The 23,086-nt window shown below is 33.6% G+C and carries 17 protein-coding genes, 1 tRNA gene and 1 pseudogene; 5 read left to right on the forward strand and 14 right to left on the reverse strand.

Annotation, left to right across the window (positions count from 1 at the left end; genetic code table 11):
* Positions 1-72: 72 nt before the first annotated feature.
* From ACFFVB_RS08440 to ACFFVB_RS08465, 6 genes are all read right to left on the reverse strand, one after another.
* Positions 73-2,430, reverse strand: a complete 2,358-nt coding sequence (locus ACFFVB_RS08440) for an arylsulfatase (protein ID WP_382382287.1) — start codon at positions 2,428-2,430, stop codon at positions 73-75.
* Positions 2,431-2,461: 31 nt separating this feature from the next.
* Positions 2,462-3,454 (reverse strand): transporter, encoded by a 993-nt coding sequence (locus ACFFVB_RS08445; RefSeq protein ID WP_382382288.1) that lies wholly within the window; start codon positions 3,452-3,454, stop codon positions 2,462-2,464.
* 67 nt (positions 3,455-3,521) lie between these two features.
* Positions 3,522-5,912: an arylsulfatase gene (locus ACFFVB_RS08450; RefSeq protein ID WP_382382289.1), complete on the reverse strand. Its 2,391-nt coding sequence runs from the start codon at positions 5,910-5,912 to the stop codon at positions 3,522-3,524.
* Positions 5,913-5,942: 30 nt separating this feature from the next.
* The gene (locus tag ACFFVB_RS08455; protein ID WP_382382290.1) at positions 5,943-7,232 is read right to left on the reverse strand and encodes a BamA/TamA family outer membrane protein; all 1,290 of its coding nucleotides are present in this window, start codon (positions 7,230-7,232) and stop codon (positions 5,943-5,945) included.
* 315 nt (positions 7,233-7,547) lie between these two features.
* Positions 7,548-8,465 carry a hypothetical protein gene (locus ACFFVB_RS08460; protein WP_382382291.1) on the reverse strand — a complete coding sequence of 306 codons (918 nt, stop codon included), beginning with the start codon at positions 8,463-8,465 and terminating at the stop codon, positions 7,548-7,550.
* Positions 8,466-8,634: 169 nt separating this feature from the next.
* The gene (locus ACFFVB_RS08465) at positions 8,635-10,254 is read right to left on the reverse strand and encodes a tetratricopeptide repeat protein (protein WP_382382292.1); all 1,620 of its coding nucleotides are present in this window, start codon (positions 10,252-10,254) and stop codon (positions 8,635-8,637) included.
* Positions 10,255-10,757: 503 nt separating this feature from the next.
* On the opposite strand from ACFFVB_RS08465, the pseudogene ACFFVB_RS08470 reads away from it, so the two are divergent.
* Positions 10,758-11,589, forward strand: a pseudogene (locus ACFFVB_RS08470) (transposase).
* Between the two features lie 189 nt (positions 11,590-11,778).
* Here the strand turns inward: ACFFVB_RS08470 and ACFFVB_RS08475 are convergent.
* The 7 genes from ACFFVB_RS08475 to ACFFVB_RS08505 all read right to left on the reverse strand — a co-directional run bounded on the left by ACFFVB_RS08475 (position 11,779) and on the right by ACFFVB_RS08505 (position 17,592).
* Entirely contained in the window at positions 11,779-11,886 is a 108-nt protein-coding gene (locus ACFFVB_RS08475) for a DUF4113 domain-containing protein (RefSeq protein ID WP_382382303.1), read from the reverse strand.
* 29 nt (positions 11,887-11,915) lie between these two features.
* Positions 11,916-13,433 carry a type IV secretory system conjugative DNA transfer family protein gene (locus tag ACFFVB_RS08480; RefSeq protein WP_382382304.1) on the reverse strand — a complete coding sequence of 506 codons (1,518 nt, stop codon included), beginning with the start codon at positions 13,431-13,433 and terminating at the stop codon, positions 11,916-11,918.
* A 76-nt stretch (positions 13,434-13,509) separates the two neighbouring features.
* A complete protein-coding gene (mobB, locus tag ACFFVB_RS08485; RefSeq protein ID WP_382382293.1) occupies positions 13,510-14,541 on the reverse strand; it encodes a MobB family relaxase in 1,032 nt (343 codons plus the stop codon).
* Positions 14,542-14,552: 11 nt separating this feature from the next.
* The gene (locus ACFFVB_RS08490; protein WP_382382294.1) at positions 14,553-14,933 is read right to left on the reverse strand and encodes a BfmA/BtgA family mobilization protein; all 381 of its coding nucleotides are present in this window, start codon (positions 14,931-14,933) and stop codon (positions 14,553-14,555) included.
* Positions 14,934-15,378: 445 nt separating this feature from the next.
* Positions 15,379-15,759, reverse strand: a complete 381-nt coding sequence (locus ACFFVB_RS08495; RefSeq protein WP_382382295.1) for a DUF6876 family protein — start codon at positions 15,757-15,759, stop codon at positions 15,379-15,381.
* An 80-nt stretch (positions 15,760-15,839) separates the two neighbouring features.
* Entirely contained in the window at positions 15,840-16,187 is a 348-nt protein-coding gene (locus ACFFVB_RS08500) for a single-stranded DNA-binding protein (protein ID WP_382382296.1), read from the reverse strand.
* Positions 16,188-17,250: 1,063 nt separating this feature from the next.
* Complete coding sequence (locus ACFFVB_RS08505; RefSeq protein ID WP_253256268.1) at positions 17,251-17,592, reverse strand: hypothetical protein; 342 nt, start codon at positions 17,590-17,592, stop codon at positions 17,251-17,253.
* 122 nt (positions 17,593-17,714) lie between these two features.
* On the opposite strand from ACFFVB_RS08505, the gene ACFFVB_RS08510 reads away from it, so the two are divergent.
* From ACFFVB_RS08510 to ACFFVB_RS08525, 4 genes are all read left to right on the forward strand, one after another.
* A complete protein-coding gene (locus ACFFVB_RS08510; protein WP_382382297.1) occupies positions 17,715-18,845 on the forward strand; it encodes a tyrosine-type recombinase/integrase in 1,131 nt (376 codons plus the stop codon).
* Between the two features lie 162 nt (positions 18,846-19,007).
* The gene (locus ACFFVB_RS08515; RefSeq protein ID WP_382382298.1) at positions 19,008-20,042 is read left to right on the forward strand and encodes a hypothetical protein; all 1,035 of its coding nucleotides are present in this window, start codon (positions 19,008-19,010) and stop codon (positions 20,040-20,042) included.
* 695 nt (positions 20,043-20,737) lie between these two features.
* Complete coding sequence (locus ACFFVB_RS08520; RefSeq protein WP_382382299.1) at positions 20,738-21,664, forward strand: hypothetical protein; 927 nt, start codon at positions 20,738-20,740, stop codon at positions 21,662-21,664.
* Between the two features lie 164 nt (positions 21,665-21,828).
* Positions 21,829-22,629: a hypothetical protein gene (locus ACFFVB_RS08525; protein ID WP_382382300.1), complete on the forward strand. Its 801-nt coding sequence runs from the start codon at positions 21,829-21,831 to the stop codon at positions 22,627-22,629.
* A gap of 109 nt (positions 22,630-22,738) precedes the next feature.
* Here ACFFVB_RS08525 and ACFFVB_RS08530 read toward each other — a convergent pair.
* Positions 22,739-22,818 (reverse strand) — tRNA-Met (locus ACFFVB_RS08530).
* Positions 22,819-23,086 lie beyond the last annotated feature (268 nt).

Here is a 23,086-nt window from a genome sequence, read left to right on the forward strand (position 1 = left end):
TTAAAAGGTTCGGTTCACTAAAATAAATTAGATACGGGCTTCTTAATGAAATTAGAAACGTAAAACGTTTCTTTATTTTTTAACGTCAGTATATTTAATAACGGTTTTTCCTATGGTTCCGTTATATGCAAACGGTGCTTGATCAAAATATTCCAGAGCTACCGGCGAATCTAAGTCCGTTCCAATATCAAAGGTAGCGTTAGAAGTAAAGTGTAAAGACATGGCTCTTGGTACGCGTTTTTGAGCAACTTGTTTACCGTTAACTTTAAGCGTTACATCCATAGCTCCTCCAATTCGGTCTACCAATTTAGACTCAACAACTATGGTTGCTTTACCCTCCGGAAGTTTAGATTCCGATTTTATTTTGGTTCTTTCTATTTCAAATAAATTGAATTCGTAATGTAAATAACCATCCATTATATAGCATGTAACGCCTCCACTAAATCCTGCTAAGGCATATAATACGCCATTGGCTTCTTTTGGTACATCTAACTCCATAGTTACTAAACTACTCATTTTACCAAGTTTGGGTGCAGCAGATTCAGGCATACGCGTTAGTGGAGCATCGAAAGTCCATTCTGTTAAAGCTGAAGCAGGCGCATCTTCTGGATGAAAGATAGCTGTAGCCCACAATCCACCTCCAACGGGTAAATTTTTATATTTTGTAGATTCAGAGATAAAAAGCATTTTCATTTCTTCTAACTTCTCAGGATTTTCCTTTGATAAATCGGTAGACTGGCTCCAATCTTCATCTAAATTATAAAGCTCCCAAGTATCATTCATAGGATTCCAAGTTTTAGCGCCTTTAGGAATACCACCTACCCATGGTTTTCTTAATCCCATAGTACTCGCCATCCAGCCGTCGCTATATATACCACGGCTAGCCATAATATCGAAAAACTGTGTTTTATGAGTTCCTTTTACGGTAGCATCATGTAATGAATATACCATACTTACCCCATCCATATCGACTTGTTCAAAACCGTTTACAACTTCTGGTTCTGCAATATCTAGTATGTCGTAAACTGTTGGCACAATATCAATAACGTGATGAAACTGAGGTCTAGGTGTTTTATCATGTTTAATGGTTTTAGGCCACGACACGGCCATTGGCTGACGTGTACCTCCAAAATATCCACCAACTAATTTTGTTCCTTTATATGGTGTTGAACCTGCCCATGCCCAACCTGCATGAAACATGTTGTCTGTTTTATTAGTTCCTAAAACGTTTAAACCTCCAAGTTCATTTAAAGCTTCTATATGTTCTGAAATCTTTGTTGGAATGGCATTCTGAGCTAATTGTTCTGAAATTGTACCATGTAATCCTTCTGAAGACGACCCGTTATCTCCCCAAATATAAAAGACCAAAGTATTATCTAATTCTCCCATAGCTTCAATTTGGTCAATTACTCGACCAGCATGATAATCTGCATGCTCTGCAAATCCAGCCCAAACTTCCATTAATCGTCTTTGAAATGGTTTTTCAGATTCAGGAATAGATGCCCACGATGCCATGGTTTCGTCGCGTGGCGTTAATTTTGTGTTCTGCGGAATCCATCCTAATTTCTTCTGACGGTTAAAAACGCGTTCGCGATACGCATCCCATCCATCATCAAATTTTCCTTTGTATTTATCTGCCCATTCTTGAGGAACTTGGTGAGGCCCATGTGCTGCTCCTGGTGCCCAATACACAAAAAACGGCTTCTCTGGAGCATATGTTTTTTGCTCCTGTAACCACTTAATGGTTTTATTCGCTAAGTCTTCAGATAAATGATATCCTTCTTCACGTTCCTCTGTAACGTAAGTTGTATTATGTACTAAAGTAGGTTCGTATTGCGATGCTTCTCCGGCTAAAAAACCGTAAAATTCTTCGAAACCATATCCTGTTGGCCAAAAATCGAATGGTCCTTTATTAGTAATCTGGTCTTCTGGTGTATTGTGCCATTTTCCAAAAGCGGCGGTGTTATAACCATAAGCTTTTAAAACTTCGGCCATAGTGGCTGCAGTTTTAGGAATAACCCCGCTAAAACCATCAAAATCGTTTGCTAATGCTGCGATTTGTCCGTTTCCTACTCCTGTATGATTTCTTCCTGTAAGCAAAGATGCTCGTGTTGGCGAACACATGGCTGTGGAATGAAAACGATTATAAGACACTCCTAGATCTGCGACACGACTTAACGTTGGGGCATTAATTTCTCCGCCATACGTCGATGCTGTTCCAGGACCAATATCGTCCATTAAAATGATTAAGATATTTGGTGCATCGGCAGGTAAATGCTTCGCTTCAGGTCTCTTTTTATAAGTTGAGGTTTCCATGGTTAATCCCGGTTTTGAAGCCGATGGCGTTGGTGGGAATGGTAAAATTTGCTGTGCTGTAACGGCACCTCCCAAAACCATTAACACGAGACATAATATATGTTTTGATTTCATAATAGCATAAGTTTAATTTTTAGTTTATGAGTTATTTATTTTGTTTCATTTTTGCAAGCATCTCGCGATCGGATTTAGATGGAATGGTCATGGTTGCTAAAAAGCGAAACATATGTCCGTTACTTTCATTAAACCAAATACGACCATAACTACTCTGTATTTTAATAGCGCTAGTAACACTATATCCTAGAGAAATACCTCCTGCCAACTGATTGATTATTTCACCTTTTGGTAAATCGTCGATTTGAGAAACTCCACCATATTGGTAGCCTAAATCAACTGAACCCCATAATTTTGGCATGAAATATTTTGACACATGCTGATTTAATACAAATAATGGCGTCTGTCTTTTTGTTTCACCTGCAAAAGGTTTGTTATTATTAGTGTACAGATATAAATTTGGATTTATTTCCCAATGAGCTGATGCTTTTTTGTTTTCATTCAAAGCTAAAACCATAGGTAAACCTAAACGGAATGCCCAACGATTGGCTCCTAAATTAACACGCCGACCTTGATTATATTCCCCCGTAGGAGCAGTAAACCCAACAAGGGCATACATTTGAAATTTGGCATTATACTGACTAAAATCGGCTAAATCCAAAGCGGGAGCATTTAGTAATCCTACTCGCAACCACACACTAGAGTCCATGAAACCCGATTTATTGATAAATTCAAATTCATTAGGAATGTCTTCAGGAAGTCCTTCCGATAATCTCGAAATATCTGCAGTACCTGTCATACTTCCGTAGGTAGGTGTTACTAAAATTTGAGCAATACGACCGTCGATATTAAACGAATATAAAAATGGCACTATAAACGCATCTACATTAATAGTACCACTAGCCAACACCACATCCTGAGATGGTGATAAATTAGATTCTAAGTTTAAATACTGAATATTAACAGCCATTAAATCTTTAGGAGGCATAAAAAAGGTGGTGGGTGTTTCAGCTTGAGAAAACCCTTTATTTATACTGCTAAACACTATGGTAAAAACGACTAGTTTTAGTATTTTAAATCTCATGTAATTAATTATTTATATAAAATAAAAACGATGTATCCAGAGATACATCGTTTTTGTTGTTTCAATCTTAATTTAATTTAACGTGGACATTTTCAATAATCCCATCAAATTTAAACGGACGCTTTTTATAGTAATCGTAAGAAACTGGCGAGCCTAAATCTACGCCAACATCGAACGTTTCGGTAGCAGTAAATGCCAATGGTACGGTACGGTTTAAAGACACATTCATAACCTCATTCCCATCTACACTAATATTGACTGTTCCTGCTTGTGCTGGACCTTTGACTTGCGTATTAATCACTAGTTTATGTTTACCCTTTGCAAGTGGCTGAGCACTTTGCCCTGAATAATTTTCAATAAGCAACATATTATACTCATATTTTAAGATACCATTTTCCATATAAAGGGTAATACCTCCACCAGCACCACCAACACAATACAGCACACCATTAGCTTTGTTTCCTATTTCCAAATCTACAGTTACCGTATTGTTTTCTCTACCAATACCAGGAGCATTAAATTCAGGCATACGCTGTGTAGTTTGGCTAAAATTCCACTCTTTGTAGGGTGGTTTACGAATATCTTTTGGATGTGTACGTAACCAGTTTCCTGCACCTATTGGAAAATCTTTATTATCTTCTGCTAAAGCTAAAAAGTCTTTTTTAAGAGCTTCTAATTTTTCAGGATTTTCTTTTGCTAAATCATGAGCTTGAGAAAAATCGTCGTCTAGTTTATATAACTCCCAAACATCATTATCCATGTCCCAATTCTTAATGCGGCTTACCGAAGCAGGCGTATTCCAAGGAATTAACGGACCAAAAGTAGAGGCCATCCATCCGTCTTTATAAATTGCTCGGCTGGCATTATTATCGAAAAACTGTTCTTCCTTTTGTCCATTCGCCGTTGCATCATTAAAGGTATATGCTAAACTAATCCCATCCATTTTTTGTTGCTTATAGCCATGAACTTCTTCAGGGTGAGGAATCCCTAAAATAGTATATAGAGTAGGTGCAATATCTATAACGTGATGAAACTGCGTGCGTATTGCACCGTCGTGCTTAATACCTTTTGGCCAAGAGATAGCCATGGGGTTACGGGTCCCTCCAAAATAGCTTCCCATTAATTTTGTTCCTTTAAAAGGTGTACTTCCTGCCCATGCCCATCCTGCATGATACATATTATCTGTATGAGGGGAACCTAAAGCATCGATACCACCTACTTTCTCTAAAGCAGCAATTTGTTGCTCCACAGTATTAGGAATATTGTTTTGAGCCAATAATTCTGAAATGGAACCATTCTGTCCTTCGGCACTAGAACCATTATCCCCGAAAATATAAATAACAATGGTATTCTCTTTTAAACCACGGTCTTCTAATCCGTCAAGTATTTTACCCACCTGTGTATCTGTATGTTCTACAAAACCTGCAAAAACTTCCATTAACCTAATTTGAAATGCACGCTGGTCTTCTGGAATATCTGCCCATCCGTTTAAAGTACTATCACGAGGCGTTAATGTTGTACCTTTTGGAATAATTCCCATCTCAAGCTGACGTTTAAAAACACGTTCTCTGTAGGCGTCCCAACCATCGTCAAATTTACCTTTGTATTTATCTGCCCATTCACTAGCAACGTGCTGTGGCCCATGAACCCCTCCAGGAGCCCAGTACATAAAAAATGGTTTGTCTGGAGAAAATGCACGACTGTTATCTATCCAATTCAAAGCTTGTTTTGCTAAGTCTTCGGTTAAATGATAATCCTCGTCGTGAGGCGGTTCTATATGATCGTAATTAAGTGTTAAACGCGGTTCCCACTGAGAGGTTTCTCCACCTAAAAAACCATAAAAATGTTCGAAACCATAAGCATTTGGCCAATGGTTTTTAGGTCCCATCATGGTTGTTTCTGTAGCTGGAGTGTTGTGCCATTTTCCGAAAGCAGATGTATGGTACCCGTATTCTTTTAAAATTTCCGGAATGGTTGCTGCTGTTTTAGGAATAATTCCGGTGTAACCATCGAAAGCCACGGCACGCTCGGCAATTGTTCCAGAACTCACGCGAGTATGATTTCTCCCCGTAAGTAAGGCCGCACGTGTTGGCGAACAAATAGACGTGGTATGAAAGGTATTGTATAACAATCCTTCTTTAGCAATTCTATCGAAGTTAGGAGTATGAATTTCACCTCCCATAGTTTCAGAAATACCGAAACCTACATCGTCTAGAAGTACTAATAAAACATTCGGCGCATCTTTAGGCAAGCGTTGTGGTTCATCCGGCCATTTCATTTTTGCGTCCTTCATATTTGCTGTAGTCACGCTAGCCATAGGCGTCGCAGGAAAAGGTAATACAGCTCCGCTTGTCGTTTGATTGGTAGATGTTTCTGTAGGTAGAGTCTCCTTTTTGTCGGAACACGATACTGCAAATAATACAGCAACTCCTGTTAAAAGACTTAAATAATTTTTCATAATTAGTATTGGTTAGTTATAATTATTGTATTAGAAATTTTCGTTTAGACGTAAAAACAACCCTTTAGAGCCATAACTTCCCCATCCGTAATCGATCCCAATATTTGTTCTTGCTTTTTTACTAATGTTTACACGTAAGCCCAAACCATAACCTGGTTCTATATATTCTAATAAGCCAATGTCACTTTGTTTTGCACTTGCAGTTGTTAGGTTACCGTAAACCACCATACCTAGCAATCTGTCGTTTTTCTTAGAACCATAAAGATGTTTTCTATATTCTGCACCTAAGTATAACAGATTTTGACCGCGGAAACGACCTTGAGAATACGGCTCTCCAGATTTAGAATATTGGTCCCACCCAATTGCAGGTAAATTCATATAAGGTAAATCTCCCGAAGTTGTAAGATTAGCATAAGACCAAATTGCAATGATATCGTTATTGGTTTCCTTAATATTAATATAATCGCGATATTCTAACCACAATTGAGTTGAACTTTGGTCGCTCCCTAAAAATTCTGGATTTACTGTAAATGTAGCCATAGCATAACGTCCTTTATACGGATTGTTTACATTATCTCTTGTGTCTAACACTCCATTTAAAGATAGTCCGACTAAGGAACTTTTATCTTGATCAAATCCGTAATGCTCGTTGTAAGCGTAGAATGGTGTAATTACTGGGGTTTCAGCGTCTAGGTCTAATAGTTGGTCTTGAAATTTACTAAAGAAATCTAGGCGTAATCCTAAACCAACATAAAAGCCTTTATCACTCACTTTCTTTAAATAGGTTTGATAAAAACGGAAGAAATTAAACTCTAGCATATCTGCTTCAGAATTTCCTTCTATAGAACCATCATCGAAACCAAAATCATTTGAAGCTAGTTTAGACGTTTGCGGCCCCGTTCCCAATCCCCAAGTGGGTTGAGAAGATTGTAAATATCTAATATCTCCTAATGCGATAAAATTATTATCTTCTCCATAAATGGTAGATTTTAATGTGATAATGGTTTGACTTTTAGTGGTAAATGCAACACCTAATAAGGCATTCGAAATTTTTGTCGTTTCAGGTTCACCCAGAAAACCACTCACAGAAGCACCAGCTCCATATATAAATCCAAAGGCAGGATTAGCACCAATAACTGGTACTGGCGAAAAGTATATAGTTCCTTTTTCCGGCGGAGCTTCCTTCTTAGCTTTTTTAGCTGCTTTCTTTGCTTCTTTGGCTTCTTTTTTAGTTGATTTGGTTGCGTCTTGAGCAAAAGAATTTGATGTTACAAGACAAAATACAGATAACACGATTACTCTTAATAGCGTTAGTTTCATAATTGGTTATTGGTTGATAGTTATTGATTGATCCGCATTAAAAACATGCATTACTTTTGAAATACAAAAAAAACAATTCCATTAAAGAACTTAATAATCAATTGATTAAAAAAATATTTATCATTAAAAATCTTTTATTTTTTGAATTATCGTGATTAAAGACACTTCTATTTTAAGTTTTTCTTAACATATTTAAGATAAATTAAAAAGTTCCTTTTAAAGAAATAATTTAGATGGATATGATAAGAATTTGGTATTTAAAGTCAATAGGTACACCCTTTTAAATAGAAATAAAGTAATGGTTGTATAAAGTTATTATCTCCTAAAACCTCCACCTCCATGAAATCCACCTCCAAAATTAGATCTTGTAAACGTACCTCCACGATTTAAATCTAAGCTATGCTTATTATAGTTTCCTGGATTTCGTTGTTGAAAGGTTTTTTTAGCACCGTTTGAAAAATGGTCATTCCTGTTATGATTATTATCCACGTTACCATGATGATGGTCAAAATTAGTATGATGATACACATTTTTAGTATTCACATGTATAATTATATTATTATGATATGCATAAGGAGAGAATGGTCCCCATGGACGGAAATATGGTGGGTAAAACCCCCAATAAAAAGGAGAAATCCAAGGCGAATAATACGGTCCCCAAAACCAATCCATAATTAACGGATTAACTCCATATACAGGATAAATATAGTAGTTTGGTCCATAGATACTAGAATTCCCAATGACCTGAACATTCGTATTTTCTTTCTTAACATCTATAGTCGCTACATCTTGAAATTTATCTTTAGCTAAAACAGATTGAATTGTTATTACTTTTTCATCGCCTTTGTCTGAACTTAAAACTCTTAAGTAATCTACTTTACCGTCTTCGTTTAAATCTAAATTAGAAATTTTAGTCTCGGGATTGTTTAATCTTTTTTCGAAATCTTCTAAATCTTTAGACTCCCCAAACACAGAAGCAACAGCCTCTAAATCTAAATTGTCGCTAATATCGGTGTCTTTAGCTTCTACCGTTGTAGTGGTGGTCGTTGCCGTGGTATTCTGAGTTGTTGCGGTTGTAGTAGAACCACAATTAAATAATGTTAAAGCAAAGGCTAAACATAATATTGAACCTATTTTTTCCCTTATGTTTAATATTACTTTATTATTTAAAAAGGTATTCTTCAAAATTAATTCTAAATTCTGAACTTTAATTGTTTTTTCGTTACGATTCATGGTATGGTTGATTTACATTTTAGACTAATTTATGATGCAAGCCAATATTCGAAAAGAAATGTGCTATTACAAAAACACTCACAGTGTTAAAAACAACCACTACACTACCACCTCAAACACAATTAGTGTGCTAAAAATCATATGTTTATAGGTTTTGAAAAAGTTGTATTTAATTTACTGATAGACTATTCAGATAGCTAGATAGATTCACTTTTTCATTAGTTAACTCCAATTTATTTCGGAGTCTAGTACGTGAATTTTCAATAGTTTTAAGAGATTGTCCTGTTATTTGAGCAATTTCTTTAGTCGATAAATCCAAAAATAGAAGTGCACAAAGTCTACGATCTTTAGGTGTTAAAGATGGGTGATTTATAGTTAATCTTTCGAAAAAAGATTTATGAACTTGTTCAAAACTCAATTCAAATTCTTTCCAGATATCGGAGTTCATATCTTTTTGAAGTCGTTGTAAAACTAAATCTATAGATTGCTGTGTGTCTTTTTTAACAGCCTTTAATTTAATAGATTTTAAGTCTTTTAATATTTCACTATAAATTTCTTTACGATGAATTTCTGTTATGGCTTTACCGATAAGCTCCTTATTTTTAAAATCTAAGTGTTCATTCAAATCTTGCTGCTTAATCTTAAGCTTTTCTTTTTCTAACTGGCCTTTAATATTCCTATTTCTATATTTAATTAATAAAATACTTAATACTAAAGAACCTACTATAAGCATTAAACCTGCGATGTATAATTTAAACCGTTTTTTTCCTTCTTCTAAAGCATTTATTTTAGAACGAATTTTATATTCCTGGGCTAATTTTAGCCGTTCTAAATTAACAGCCTTTTCTTCTACATTTAGACTATCTCTAATCTCGTCATATAGCTTGAAATATTGTACTGCACTTTTATAATCCCCTTTATTCTCGTAAGCTTGTGATAAAATACTCGTACTATTTTGATTACTGAAACTATATTTATTTTCTGAATTTAATTCGAGTGCTTTTTGGGCGTAGTAAATCGCACTGTCATATTGTTTTTCTTGCAAACAATATTTAGAATAAGATGTAAACGAAAATAGCTTAAGTCCTTTATTAGGAGAGTTTTGAATTAGAGCCTTACTTTTAGCGAAATACATATTTGCACATAACGTATCTCCTTTTAAGCCGTACACTCTAGCCAAGTTAATTGTAACATATCCTAATAATCTGTTATCCTTCAGCTTACTAACAATGTGCATCCCTTTATTGAAATAACTCAAAGAAGAGTCTAAATCTTTTTTTAAATATAACGTTCCGATATTATTTAAAATCTCGACCATTTTAATGGAATCATTATTTTTAATTTGATAATTATATATTTTGGAAAAGTATTGGAGCGCCTTTTCTTCATTATTAAATTGAGCATAAATTAAAGCCAAGTAGTGTTCGACCTTAATAATTTCGACCACTTTATTTAGGGTGTTATAAATTTCATGCGCTTTCATGAAATAATCCAAAGATAAATCCAGTAAATCTTTCGAGGCAAACAATTCTGCTTTTGCAACATATACAGAGGCTAAATTGAAATCAGATTGTTTAGTTTCTAGAGCTTCACTTTCTGCAAAGTCTAAATATTCAACCGCCTTTTCCCAATCACTATCTGCAAGTTCCACAGCAACTGTTTTACACAATTCTATTTTTTTTAATTTATCCTGAGTTAAACTTAAACTGTCGATTAAAACTTCTGAAGACGTTTGAGCATAACCAAAATAGTAGTTAATAAAAAAAATGAAAATAAGAATTCTTAGCATCAATAAAACATGTTGGGAATTTCAAATTTAATAAAAATAAGCACGAAGCTAAAGGTAAAACTGATTTTATAGATTTATGGTTTTGTTGATGCATCCTTACAATAAGATCTAGTAATTGTAGAACAAACTTATCTACCTAAGAAGAGAAAGTATAATACTAGTCTGGCAAATAATTCAATTCTAATATAATGATATTTAGAAAGCTATAGCTAAGTAAATTCTACAAATGAATGCATCATTCAATTACTACTGTAAAGTTCAAATCGTAGTGAATAGTTATAAACTTATCTGGAGCTATGTTTAGGTCGTTTTTTAATTAATTAGGTAGTTTACATGCTTACCTTCTCTTATGACTGTAAATCACTGAATATCTTATTAGTATAGTCATGTTTATTACTCTTTCATTTATATATAACCCGTTGTGCATTTAGGATGATAGTATAAAAAAGTTGTACAACCTGTTAAATAATAGCAAACTGTAGTTACCACACAACAATTTTAAAATGCACAACTTTCAAGCAAATTACGACAAAATTCTTCAAGTATTAAATAGCATTGAACCAAGAAATTCTTTTTTAGTTCAAACACGCAAACCTAAATTATCAGATAAAGAATTGATTTCTACAAATCTAACCTCTGAATATATGGGTATAGATAGCGAATCTCAATTATTTAGAATTTTACCGTCCTCATTGGTTCATAAAATAGAACGTTCTGTTTATAATCGAAGAAAGCGTAAATTATTTTATGCTCAGGACCAAATTCGTAAAAAGATGATAGCCTATTTCCAAGAATTTGAAGACTATTTTATTGTCGATAGTATGCCTTTGGAAGTCTGTAAATTATCAAGAGCATCTCGAAGTAAAATATGTAGAGAATCATTTGAAACAGTCCAAATAGAGGCTACTGTATTAGTCAGTCTATGTCATATTTTGGCTATAAACTACATTCAGTTTGTTCGGTTAACGGAGTCATAGGAAACTTTGATTTATCTAAAGCTTCCGTTGATGATATTCATTGTTTAAAGGATATTTGTCTTCTAAATATCAACTTGATTTATTCACAAATAGTAATATCAAAATTGAAGTTCCAATGCGTAAAAATCAACAAAATTTCAAGAAACAACCGTATGTTTTTAGAAAGTCTAGAAAAAGAATTGAAACGTTATTCTCACAACTTTGTGATCAGTTCATGATTCGTAGGAATTATGCTAAATCTTTTCATGGGTTTAAAACCAAAATACTATCCAAAATAACAGCAATGACGATAATTCAATTCATCAATAAATTTTACTTTAATAGAAATATTAATAATTTGAAAATTAATATAGCCTAAATGCACAACGGGTAGGTATTATATTTTTTTTGCAGATATATTTTAAATTAAAAAGAAGTTGTTGCTATCAATTAAATCTAACAATATTTTATCCTCCTTCTTATTATATTAATTTTGTATTTTTATGTAAGCAATCACATGACGGCTTTTTAATTCCAATTCCACAAAACCGTTGTAAAAACATTTAAACTACACCCTAACCCGAATAATATCATCGATATGTGCAGAGTTCCTTGGAGATAAACGTTCTTGCCTCAGCTTCCATTGGCTACATAGAGGTTGAGAACCGAACTTTATATTACCAACATTTGATTTCCCATATTATTTCACCCTTGAAACAAAAATCTCACATCTTCATAAATACGCTCAAAATTCTGAGCAATTTCTTCATCTGAATACACCTTGATATCCTGGGGAAGCTCCTTTTTAATTTGCTGTAATGTGAACTGTACTTTTTTATCCTTACCGTCTGCATAGGTGATAAACTCACCCTGTTTCAGTCTGAAAAACACATCAGCTCTTATTTTAGGAATCTCCTTTTCTCCTGTAGTTACTCGAGTGTCAAAATCAAGATTATGACCACGACTTACACTTTTGGTTGGGTCTTTAATAATTTCAAAAAAACGTTCGTAATATTTAGCAGTATCGGGATCATTAACTTTTCCAAAAAACTGATACGATAGGTTACTCAAAATTGCTTTACTTGCTTTATCACCATACATCATATCGTTTTGGATCTTGTCTTGCATCACATAAATGGTGGAGATGTTATAACTTCTTAAAGTCGCCGGAATGCGATGCATATTTAATAGGCGAATTGTTGGAGCTTCTTCCATCAATAAAAAAGAAGGTTCTGAATTCCGAACACTCATTTGCTTGGTGATGGTATGCACAATAGCTGCAATAACTGGAGAATAAGAGGTTTCAAATTTGGGATTATTTACCACCGAAATCACACAGGGATTTTCTGAACTATTAATATTTAGAGGGACTTCATCTGCAGATAAAGCCATAAAAATACGCTGGGTACTAATGCGTTTTAATGCATTTGCTAATGTACTTTTTACACCAGCTGTTTGACGCTCGGAATCCTTTCCACTTATAAATGCATCCGCCATCGCTCTAGAAGTTGTATTCGTTTCTAAAAACGCAATGAGGCTTTCCGTATCGATATGCTGGTAAATCGCAATTAAATGCGGTAGTGTACAGTATTTTGGATAGTCCGTTTTTAATTTCCAAATCAAGCCTCCAATCAAGCCTTCTGCCGCATCATTAAAAAACTTTGTAGTACCCGAAGCTCCAGATTCGCGTTGTTCCAATAAATTTTCAATTAAAACTCTAGAAATTTCGTTTACGCTTTCTTCGTTTTCCAAATACCGAGGTGCTATTGGATTTACACGATGTACAATTTTATCAAAAGAGATAATTTTAAAAGGTATACCACTATCCTTAAATAATGGATAAGCCATTTCTGTAAGTTCAAAATCTTTGTAATCATGGATAATACCACAGAACTTTGCTTGACTGAAATGTTTTAAAATACCATAGACTACACTTTCTGTCTTACCACTTCCCGCAGATCCTATTACCGAAGCACCACGCTTTATGTTGTCTAGTTTAAAATTCCCACTAGTCGTTTCAAAATTGATTTGATACCTTATGTTTTGATTCTTTGGCTGATCCGTATTATGCAAAAACACATACATCACGACATTTATTAAAATAAGCGGACAACTAATATACAGCATTATAAAAACCCAATGCATTGTTGAACTTAATGCAAATACATAGGTGCCTAACATCAGAAAATTGATAATAAAAGCATATTTACTGAATCTATACATTACATAAAAGATCACACAAACTAAAATTGATACCCATACCCATATGTTCTCATTTTCCTGCAACATTATTTTAGTTTTAAATTCCGATTGAGCTTGATTTTATTGCGACCTCCGCGCCTTTCCGTAATTTATTAAATAGTTTTATAGCCAGTTTATTTGGAGTAACAGGAATACTTGGTAGCATAGGAATATTACCTGCTCTCATTATTTTTAAGGCTATTGCTTTTTCATTAGTCGGTAATTTCATAAGCGCCGCGAAATACAGTTTCGGATGGTTTTTAAAATTATTTCTCGCGGTATAGGTTTCTGCAAAATTCCGCTGATAGCCATATAAAGTATCAAATCGTTTTTCCGCATTTTTAAAGAATCCATCACGATCAAAACCACGTTTTACCGTTTTACCATGCATCTCTGTTTCTGATGCTTTATATTTACTTCCTGGTGAAAGACTAAATGTATTTGAGGCATCCTTTCGACTCACGATAATATGAATATGCGTTTGATCTCCGCCTTTTGCCATACCTTGAACAATACGTTTGCCATCTAATTGATGAGGAGCTGCTTGTTCTAGTTTTAAAATTTCAGCTTTCATTCTGGGGATATTTCCTTCTAACCGTCCTTCCTCTATTTTTCGAATATTAGTTTTAAGATCTAGTATTCTTGAGGCATAGGGTTGATTTTCTTTTACCGCTTTATCTGTACCTTTAAATGTTCTTTGGTGTTCAATTTTAGCATAGTATTTTATATCGTTAATCGTTATCGGTTTTCCATTGATTTCACGATTAAAAGAGCCCACATAATCTTTCATGATCTCCCGAGTATATGTTTTTAAATCGACTGAACTTTGCGCTATCTTCTTTAATTCATATTTTGAAGGACTAACCGTAATAGAATAAAATTTGGGTTCTGTCTTTTTAAGTTTTGCGCCATTTCCATCAATATCTCTGATAACATCCTCTGCTGAAATTTCATCTCCATACTGATTAAAAAAGTGTTCCAAATCTTCTTGCTCCAGGCCTTGATTTTCTTTCTCTAAATAGCCCACAAAATCTGCTGAACTTTGTGAATACGTCCCTCCTACTTTTTGAGGTGTAATGGTTATATACATAGCTTCAAGTTTTAGAGTTCTTTGTTTAGATTAAGCTTTTCTTTAAAGCGTACTTCCTTCTTTTCTTCTTTAAAATTCATACTTGAATGCGATGGATTCTGAGTAAGGTCCTCGTTTTGAAATAACAACTCCATCATCGCAACTGTGGGTTTGGTTTGTGTCTTTTCCATATCACGCATAATCGCGATTACCGCATTAATACGTTTCTTCAGAGAAGCTTCAATGGTACGCCCTGTAGGCCCAAATGTTTCTTTTGGAGAGATTTCATTATAGAAGAAAAAATCAAGCATAGAAGACATCGCCTCTGTGTGCGATTTGAAATGCGTTCTTGAAAATTCTTGAAAACGTTTAGCTGTTTCCTTTTTGAATCTAATACCAGTAAATGAGTCCATAATTCGCCGATTTGTCGCAAATTCTTCCCTAAAACTAGGCGTTCGCAAGCCATTTGTCGCAAATTGCTGAGAGTCAAGAAATTAAAATATTTTCAAACAACTGATTGTCAGTGTTTTAAAACAGAAAAGGAGTCCATAACATCGCTATGCGTGTTACCCTCTTGCTACTCCTTTTCGTTCGCCCCAGGCGAACAAAATTCCTTACAATTTGCTTAAAAAAGCCAATTGCCCTTTTAGGAAAACAAATTTCCAATAGGTTAATATTTTTGATGAAAACGGTTCTCGGCGAAAGTAGAATTGAGATAACCGTAAACTAAATTTAGTTCTGAAATTCAGCACTTTAAAGATACACTATTTTTATCAATTGAAAATTAATCACATAGAAAAACACCTCCAAATTTTTAGAGATGTTCCTTTTAAATCATAAAATTAATGGCTACAAATTTTAATATTCTCCAGGCAACATTAACATGTTATCTATAAAATATAACCGTATTTTTTGAAGTGGAAAATCTGTAATGCGATAGGTCTGCATATCTAAAACAGTATCATTCCCATCTGTGTAAATAATTTCTGCTTCATACCCTTTTTGCTTTTGATCGGCTTCAGATAACCGTTTAAAATCGATAGTTATAAAATAGGCTTTTTTCATCAATTGTTTTCCTATAATTGATGCGTCTGTGATTAACCAATGACATTGCCCATGTTCGGCTAAATATTGAATACCTTCTGTATACCGGGTATTAATCAATGGGATTTTAAAACATTCCATCGATCCGTGAAATTGTTGTAATCCTTCTTCTAATATGTTAACTTTAGTGCTCATTTTCAAAGTATTTTAAAGGTTAAAAAATTAAAAGAGGGTTTTACTGCGGAAGGTTCACCCTCTTTTTTTTAATTGAAATTTTAGGCTTTATCAGGCTTAGAACCCAATAATAAAATGTCATTTGCAACTACCTCTGTGATGTAATGCGTTTGCTCGTCTTTAGAAGTATAACTTCTAGTTTTTAGCTTGCCAGTTATTGCTACTTCCTTACCTTTTGAGGTAAATTTTTCAATGATTTCAGCTATACTTCCCCAAGCAACTATAGCATGCCAAGAAGTTTCAGTTTGCTTTTCGCCTTTAGCATTTTTGAAATGCTCATTCGTGGCTAATGAAAATCGGGCTACTTTTTTACCGTTTTCAAGATTGGTGATTGTTGGATCTTGTCCAATGTTTCCAATTAACTGTACGTGATTTTTGATACTACTCATAATAAAAAGATTTAAATATTAATTAAATTACCATCCGAACTATTCAGACAGCTTGTGTTTATATTTTTTTAAATGATTTACTTATTATATCCTGAGCGTTTTCCTTTTTTGTTTTTTTTGGTGCCGCTTCCTTTTGTATGTTTTTGTCTGATTTCATAAGATTCATTTTAGATTTACTTCCCATAGTGCCCTTACTGTTACCTTTTTTTGTTGCTTATACAGTTTCAATATTTCAAATTGATAAGGACTTATAAAAGGGAGGTACGACCGGTTATGCAGTCCGTTCAACTTCAAAATGTTGGTATTTTGCTATCGAAAAAAGGGAAGTAATTGTGAGGGTCTGGGTGTAAGTCTAAAGTCTTTCGTGAAATACAAATACATTGGAAACGGTACCAAATGAAGAATTAAATTCCGATTTAGCGAACGCTATTCACCATTTTCGCTCTGGAATGGAGAGTCCTTCCTGGCGTAGCAGGAAGGGTAACGCAATGAAAAGCTAAAATTGGGGATTGTGTTCAAGACTTATGTAGGTAAGCTCTTTTTCCGAAATGTAACTTTTTCGTGAAATGAAGTGGAAATGTGCTAACCAGGTTATGAAACAAATCTTTTTAAACTAGTAGGATGCCAAGCGAACGTAACGTTAATGCTGTAGGCTGTAATGGAGTTTGATTGCTTCCCGCTTTTCTCGGGAATTAGCAAGCAAGTGAAATGGAAGACGGAAGCCTTAACGTTGTGTTCAAGACTTTTTTAAGGAAGCGCTTTTCCCGAAATGGAGCTTTTCGCGGCATGTAGTGGGAATGGGCTATGTGGGTTCTATAAATGAATCATCTTCCTGAAGTAGGATGCCAAGCGAACGTAATGTTAAGGCTGTAGTGGAGTTTGATTGCTTCCCGGTTTTTCTCAGGAATTAACAAGCAAGTGAAATGGAATCCGTAAGCCTTAACGTTATGTTCAAGACTTTTTTAATGAAGCGCTTTTCCCGAAATGGAGCTTTTCGCGGAATGTAGAGGGAATGGGCTGAGTGGGATAAGCTCTTTATAAAAAACAAGCATTAATAACATCTCTATGAATTCATGTAATCCTGCCAATGTACCAAAATATATTTTTCGATATGTTGTTCTTTCCGCTTAAGAAAACCATATTCGTAAACAAACAAGTACACATCGCCTTTGTTATTTTTCCAATAATGAGTGAAAAATTTAGGATTAAAACCTTGTTGTTCTAATACCTGAACTCTAACAGTTGCTTTTCCTGCCTTATTGTAGCTTTTTAAAATCCGTCGATTTTGTTTTAGTTGATTATCTACCTGATTAAAAAAACGTGGTTCGTTCTCTAAAGCACTTCTATAATGATAGGCACTTTTACAATGCAGATCGCAAAACAATTTGTCTGACCGCCCTCTCAAATTTTCACCACAATATTTACAATTTTTTACAAACACCCCATAATTACCTGAATATTAAACGAATACTATTCGATTAATATACGATAAAATTATAAATGTTCTTTATTTTTAATAAAAAACTGATGATAACAATTACCCTTAAACCGCTTTGGCATCAGCAAAATAAACTTATAGCAATATCATTTGAAGATACGAATGAGGTTGAACTTTATGTTAAATCGTTTCCCAACGTGAGATATAGTAATACTTATAACACTTATTTTGTTCCCTATTACAATAATGCCATATCAGATCTATTTAAATATTTCAGAAAACATAGTTGGTATGTAAATTACAATCAGTTTAAATCGCTTCCAGAAACCTCACTACAGGCTGAAGACAAAGTCTCTTATCGGACACTAAAATTACCAACATTGCATATCGAGAAGGTTACAGCACTGAATAAATTTAAACGGTGGTTAGAACAAAAACGGTTTAGCCCTAATACAGTAAATACCTATGTAGAGGTAACAACTCTATTTTTACGCTATATGCAACTTAAACAGGTTGAAGTATTCTCTACACGCACCATCGAACAGTTTAATTACGATTATATTTTTAAGGCTAGAAAGTCTGTATCCTTTCAAAATCAATGCATCAGTGGTATTAAACATTATTTTACTTTTAAAGGAATTGATATTGAGGCTTTAGATATTAAACGTCCAGATAAAGATAAGAAACTCCCAAATGTATTAAGCAAAATGGAAGTTAAAACCTTATTAGATTGCACCAAAAACCTAAAACACAAAACCTTATTAAGTTTATTGTATTCAGCGGGTTTACGCATTGGAGAGGCTCTTGCTTTGCAGTTAAATGCTATTGATTATGATCGAGGATTAATACATATTAAGGCTGCCAAAGGAAAAAAAGATAGATACACCTTATTATCAACTAGTATTATACCTATCCTGCATACATACCTTGATCATTACAGCCCAAAACATTACTTGTTTGAAGGCAGAAACCAAGAACCATATACGCAAGTAAGTGCTAGACAAGTTTTAAAAAAGTCATTACATAAGGCCGAAATTAAAAAATATGCTACGCTACATACCTTGCGCCATAGTTTTGCAACTCACTTATTAGAAAGTGGAACTGATATTAGGTATATTCAAGAACTTTTAGGACACAACAGCCCTAAAACAACCATGATTTATACGCACGTTACATCAACTAATTTAAAGGATATTAAAAATCCTTTCGACACATTGTAAGAAAGTTATTATATTGCTCTAGTAATTAACAAAAAACACAAGAATAATAAGTTATGAATACCAAATTAAAAAACCATCGTTATCCAACCCATTTTGGTAGGTTATAGTGTATTCAATTATTCATATAAACAAGTTGGCAGTAATTAGAACTAAATCGAAAATATGAATTTACCAGGACCAGGTTCAGGAATTACTTGGAGAAACTACAGAATAGAAACTCCGACTTTTAAACTTTCTTCAATAGAAAAACCTGATTTATCACCTTTCTTGATTCATATGACAGGTAGAAATCAACTGATAAGTATTTTAAAGGGAGAAAATGCAAATGAGGGTGTAGAAGTCGCTGAAGGGCAAGTATTCTTAAAATCTGTCGTTCCTACCTTTAATGGAAGTCAAGGGTATTATAATTCTAATGTAGTTTGTTTTACAGAATCTCCTTTATTTGCTTTAGATTTTTTTAGATATCGTAGTTTTAACAGATGGGAATCTGACCAACAGTTTGGAATTGGTTTTTCTAAAACTGACCTCGTACAACATAGAAATGTTAGACCTGTAGTATATTTAGAAACAGAAACTAATAGAGAACTTCTAAATCTTTGTAACAAAATTAACGACGATTCATTTGTTATTTCAGACAATAACGGAGAAATTCAAGATTTAAAGCCTTTAATATCCAAAATAAAGCCTTTACTATTTCCTTTACTTGAAGACACAAGAAGTCAAGGTTTTATGTGGGAAAGAGAATGGAGATGCCCAAGTGAATCAGGAATGACTTTTCCATTATCTGCAATTAAAGTAATATGTTGCCCAAAAAATGAAAGAGAAGAAATAGAAAAGATAATTGAAGAACATTCAAGCCACATTCAAATAGTAGAGAGTTGGAAAGAATACGATGATGTAACAAACTTTTTAAAGAGAAGAGATAGAAATATTGACAAAACAACAATTGATAGAATTGACAATATTGGAGATATAGGAGCTTTGAGTGCTATGAAAATGCAAAATGAGCAAACATTGAACACTCTATCATCTTATTATAGTGTATTTAAAGAAACGGTAAACCAACTTGAAGGAAGAAGTATAAATGACACTTTGGAAGACTTGAAAAATACGTCGAAAATAATAAGCGATAGAATAGAAAAAGTACGAATTGAAATTAAAGCAAAAGAAGAACAAGCGAAAGCAAAAAAGAAATAACTACTGCCAACACCGTGTATAATTAATTGCTTTGTTCTGGCTTACTTGCGAAAATTCCTGCGGAATTTTCACGGGTTCGTAAATGTTTATTAACTTAGTTGCTTAACCACGCAACTAACCATACACAAACAAGTTCTACACAATAGCGGAACGCACTCAAACGCAAGCAATGCGGAATTGAAAAATATCGGAATTTGACAATTATAACCTGAAATAAATCTTGCAGAATTTTACTCAAAAGCGGAATAAAAAGCAGAACGGATTTTTGAGCAACTTTATGGATTTCTCACGCAAACGGAATTTATAAACGTTGCGAAAATCGGAACTGAACGCTGAAATTACTCTTGCGGAATTTAGCAAGTTTGCGGAATTGAAAATCTTTACGGATTTGCTTACTCAAAATCTGAATATAAAAAACGGAATTAGCGGAATGATTAAAACTATTAAAAAAACTACTGTGTAGAACAACGTGTATAAAAAATTGCTATTTTAGTGCTTAAGCAAAGGTCGTTGTGCTTTTGTTACGTCTGATTTTCCTTTGGAAAATCCTCGCATACAAAACCGCAACTAACCATACACAATCACGTTGTATGCAATTACCTAAAAATCGAAATTAGTTTTATAACTGAAAGAATATCTATCCTTAATAAACTATTAACCCAAACTTTTAGAATTCAAAAAACCATAAGAAAAATATGAATGTTAGCAACCCTGAATTACTACAAATTCATTATTATTTAGAAGAAAACAGTCATTCTATGAATGCTTTGATACTAAACAAAGCAGAAGATGAAATTTTAAAAATTTTTGATGAAATTTCAACTACTCTTGGTGTACAGATAGTAACGGAAACTCAAGCTCTTGAAGAAGGTGGAATAAAAGCCATTTATAAATTTCTTGTTAAAAATAAATCAAGAGAAAAAGCTGTAGTTATAGGTATCTTCTTAGCGAATATTGCTGGAACAGTCATATCGGATGTTGTATCAGAAAACATTAAAACAGATGCAGAATTCGAACAATTAAAAAAAGAAAAAATTACTTTAGAAATTGAGAAATTGAAAAACGAATTAGCTGAAACCAATGAAAACTATATTTATGATGAAAACAGCCAATTAATAAAAGATGTTTCAATCTACATTTCAGAAAAAAATAAGGTTAAAATATCTAAATCTAACTTTTATAAAAACATAAAAAAAGAAAGTAAAATTCAAAAAGTTTCCACTCAAAGATTAAATTATCAATATCAACCAATTTCTTCTGAAAAAATTGTTTCTAGGCAAGATTTTGAAGATTTTATTATTGACGAAGCCTCAATTGAAGATGATTATCAAGAACAAACTACTATTGAAATCGTTTCTCCCGTGCTAACAGAAAATAAATCTAAATGGAAAGCGATTTATAATGATAAAGATATTTCATTTACTTTAAAAGATAAGAATTTTAAAAAAATGATTGCTTCAAAAAATTTAAGTTTTTCAAATGGGACTAAAATAATTTGTGATTTAGAAACTAGACAGAAAATGAATAGCGAAGGAGATATAATAATCGGAGCACGAAGTGTTTATAGTGTTTCTGCTATAATTTACAGTGACGGAACAAAGGTTGATATTATTCCTAAATAAAACTGCATACAACACCGTGTAAAAAACATTACTTATTTTAGTTAAACCGAAAGGTTGTTGCTCTTTTGCTAACTCTGATTTTCCTGCGGAAAATCCTCGCACACAAAACCGCAACGTTCCTTACACATAAACGTTAGTGGCAATTTAAAAAAAAATACAGAATAATGACATTACTTTTGAGTTGGGTAGGAAGAGATTCTAGAAAAATTTCGAGTTTTTATATTGCTAGTGACAGCCGAATATCTTGGGACAAGAATACCAAATACGACTATGGTCAGAAAGTTTTTGCTTTTTCTAATTCACCCGATATCTTAGGGTATTGTGGGGATGTTATGTATCCTATTATGACTATAAATCAAATTCTAGATATGGAGAAAAATTCAATTTTATTTCCTCCAAATACGAATGCAAATGATAGGTCAAATTTAATCTATAAAGAATTGCAGAGTAAATTTAAAGAATATCCATCATCTGTCATGAATTCAACTCTTGAAATAATACATGTTTCAAGAGACAACGAAGAGGATTTTATATGTAATATTTTTAAATGGTCAAGATTAAATGGTTGGAGTAAAACGAGTAAAGACATTCCAAGTGTCTCTGATAAGGTAATTGTTTTAGGTAGTGGAAAAAACGAATTTTTTGATAGATACTTGGAGTACTTAAAAGGTAATAGTGGAAAAACAAGTAGAGCACTATTCCAAGGGCTTTGTCACACTTTATTAGATATAAAAGATTTACAATGCGGAGGAGCTCCACAATTAGTTGGCTTATTTAATAAATTTAATGGTAAAGATTTTGGTGTTGTTCATAAACAAAAAAGATATCTTTTAGGTCGAGAGCTGAATAATTCAGAAATTATCAATAATATAGATTGGAGAAATGAACTATTTGAAAGATGTGATGGTAGTTCTACAAAAATATTAAATGGCGCTCAAAGACAACCTAATGAGTTAAGTCCATAAAGAAGCGACTCCCTTTACCTCCACTAGAGAATAATTAATAAAATTTGGGGGTGGATAGTTCCTAAGTCTCGGTGAAATCAAGTAACCGAGTACTTATTAGGGTATCAAATAAAGAAAGGGGGGAATCGCACCCCCGACCTTCTGCAAATGAAGCAGACGCTCTAACTAACTGAGCTACTCTGAATCTTTAGTTAGACAAATATAATAAAAACTGCCACTAACACCGTATATAATTTATTGCTGGCTTCTTGCTCACTTGCGAAAGTCCTCGCGGACTTTCTTGGTCGGTAATTATTTACTAAATTAGTTGCTTGAAACACGCAACAAACCATATACAACAACGTTGTGCATAATTTTGAGTCGTCCGGAATAAAGGCTACATAATTTTAAACATTATGTACAAAAATGACAAAGTAATTAGACGTTACAGCGAACCTTTCAAATTAAAAATTTTAGC

This window comes from Formosa undariae, assembly GCF_042427615.1.
Lineage (GTDB): Bacteria > Bacteroidota > Bacteroidia > Flavobacteriales > Flavobacteriaceae > Formosa > Formosa undariae.

What these genes read in the sequence shown, in the direction of transcription:
- ACFFVB_RS08510 (WP_382382297.1), top strand. Translation starts at nt 17,715, where the DNA reads ATGATAACAATTACCCTTAAACCGCTTTGGCATCAGCAAAATAAACTT.
- ACFFVB_RS08445 (WP_382382288.1), bottom strand. Translation starts at nt 3,454, where the DNA reads ATGAGATTTAAAATACTAAAACTAGTCGTTTTTACCATAGTGTTTAGC.
- mobB (WP_382382293.1), bottom strand. Translation starts at nt 14,541, where the DNA reads ATGTATATAACCATTACACCTCAAAAAGTAGGAGGGACGTATTCACAA.
- ACFFVB_RS08465 (WP_382382292.1), bottom strand. Translation starts at nt 10,254, where the DNA reads ATGCTAAGAATTCTTATTTTCATTTTTTTTATTAACTACTATTTTGGT.
- ACFFVB_RS08500 (WP_382382296.1), bottom strand. Translation starts at nt 16,187, where the DNA reads ATGAGTAGTATCAAAAATCACGTACAGTTAATTGGAAACATTGGACAA.
- ACFFVB_RS08440 (WP_382382287.1), bottom strand. Translation starts at nt 2,430, where the DNA reads ATGAAATCAAAACATATATTATGTCTCGTGTTAATGGTTTTGGGAGGT.
- ACFFVB_RS08455 (WP_382382290.1), bottom strand. Translation starts at nt 7,232, where the DNA reads ATGAAACTAACGCTATTAAGAGTAATCGTGTTATCTGTATTTTGTCTT.
- ACFFVB_RS08515 (WP_382382298.1), top strand. Translation starts at nt 19,008, where the DNA reads ATGAATTTACCAGGACCAGGTTCAGGAATTACTTGGAGAAACTACAGA.
- ACFFVB_RS08490 (WP_382382294.1), bottom strand. Translation starts at nt 14,933, where the DNA reads ATGGACTCATTTACTGGTATTAGATTCAAAAAGGAAACAGCTAAACGT.
- ACFFVB_RS08450 (WP_382382289.1), bottom strand. Translation starts at nt 5,912, where the DNA reads ATGAAAAATTATTTAAGTCTTTTAACAGGAGTTGCTGTATTATTTGCA.
- ACFFVB_RS08480 (WP_382382304.1), bottom strand. Translation starts at nt 13,433, where the DNA reads ATGTATAGATTCAGTAAATATGCTTTTATTATCAATTTTCTGATGTTA.
- ACFFVB_RS08460 (WP_382382291.1), bottom strand. Translation starts at nt 8,465, where the DNA reads ATGAATCGTAACGAAAAAACAATTAAAGTTCAGAATTTAGAATTAATT.
- ACFFVB_RS08495 (WP_382382295.1), bottom strand. Translation starts at nt 15,759, where the DNA reads ATGAGCACTAAAGTTAACATATTAGAAGAAGGATTACAACAATTTCAC.
- ACFFVB_RS08525 (WP_382382300.1), top strand. Translation starts at nt 21,829, where the DNA reads ATGACATTACTTTTGAGTTGGGTAGGAAGAGATTCTAGAAAAATTTCG.
- ACFFVB_RS08520 (WP_382382299.1), top strand. Translation starts at nt 20,738, where the DNA reads ATGAATGTTAGCAACCCTGAATTACTACAAATTCATTATTATTTAGAA.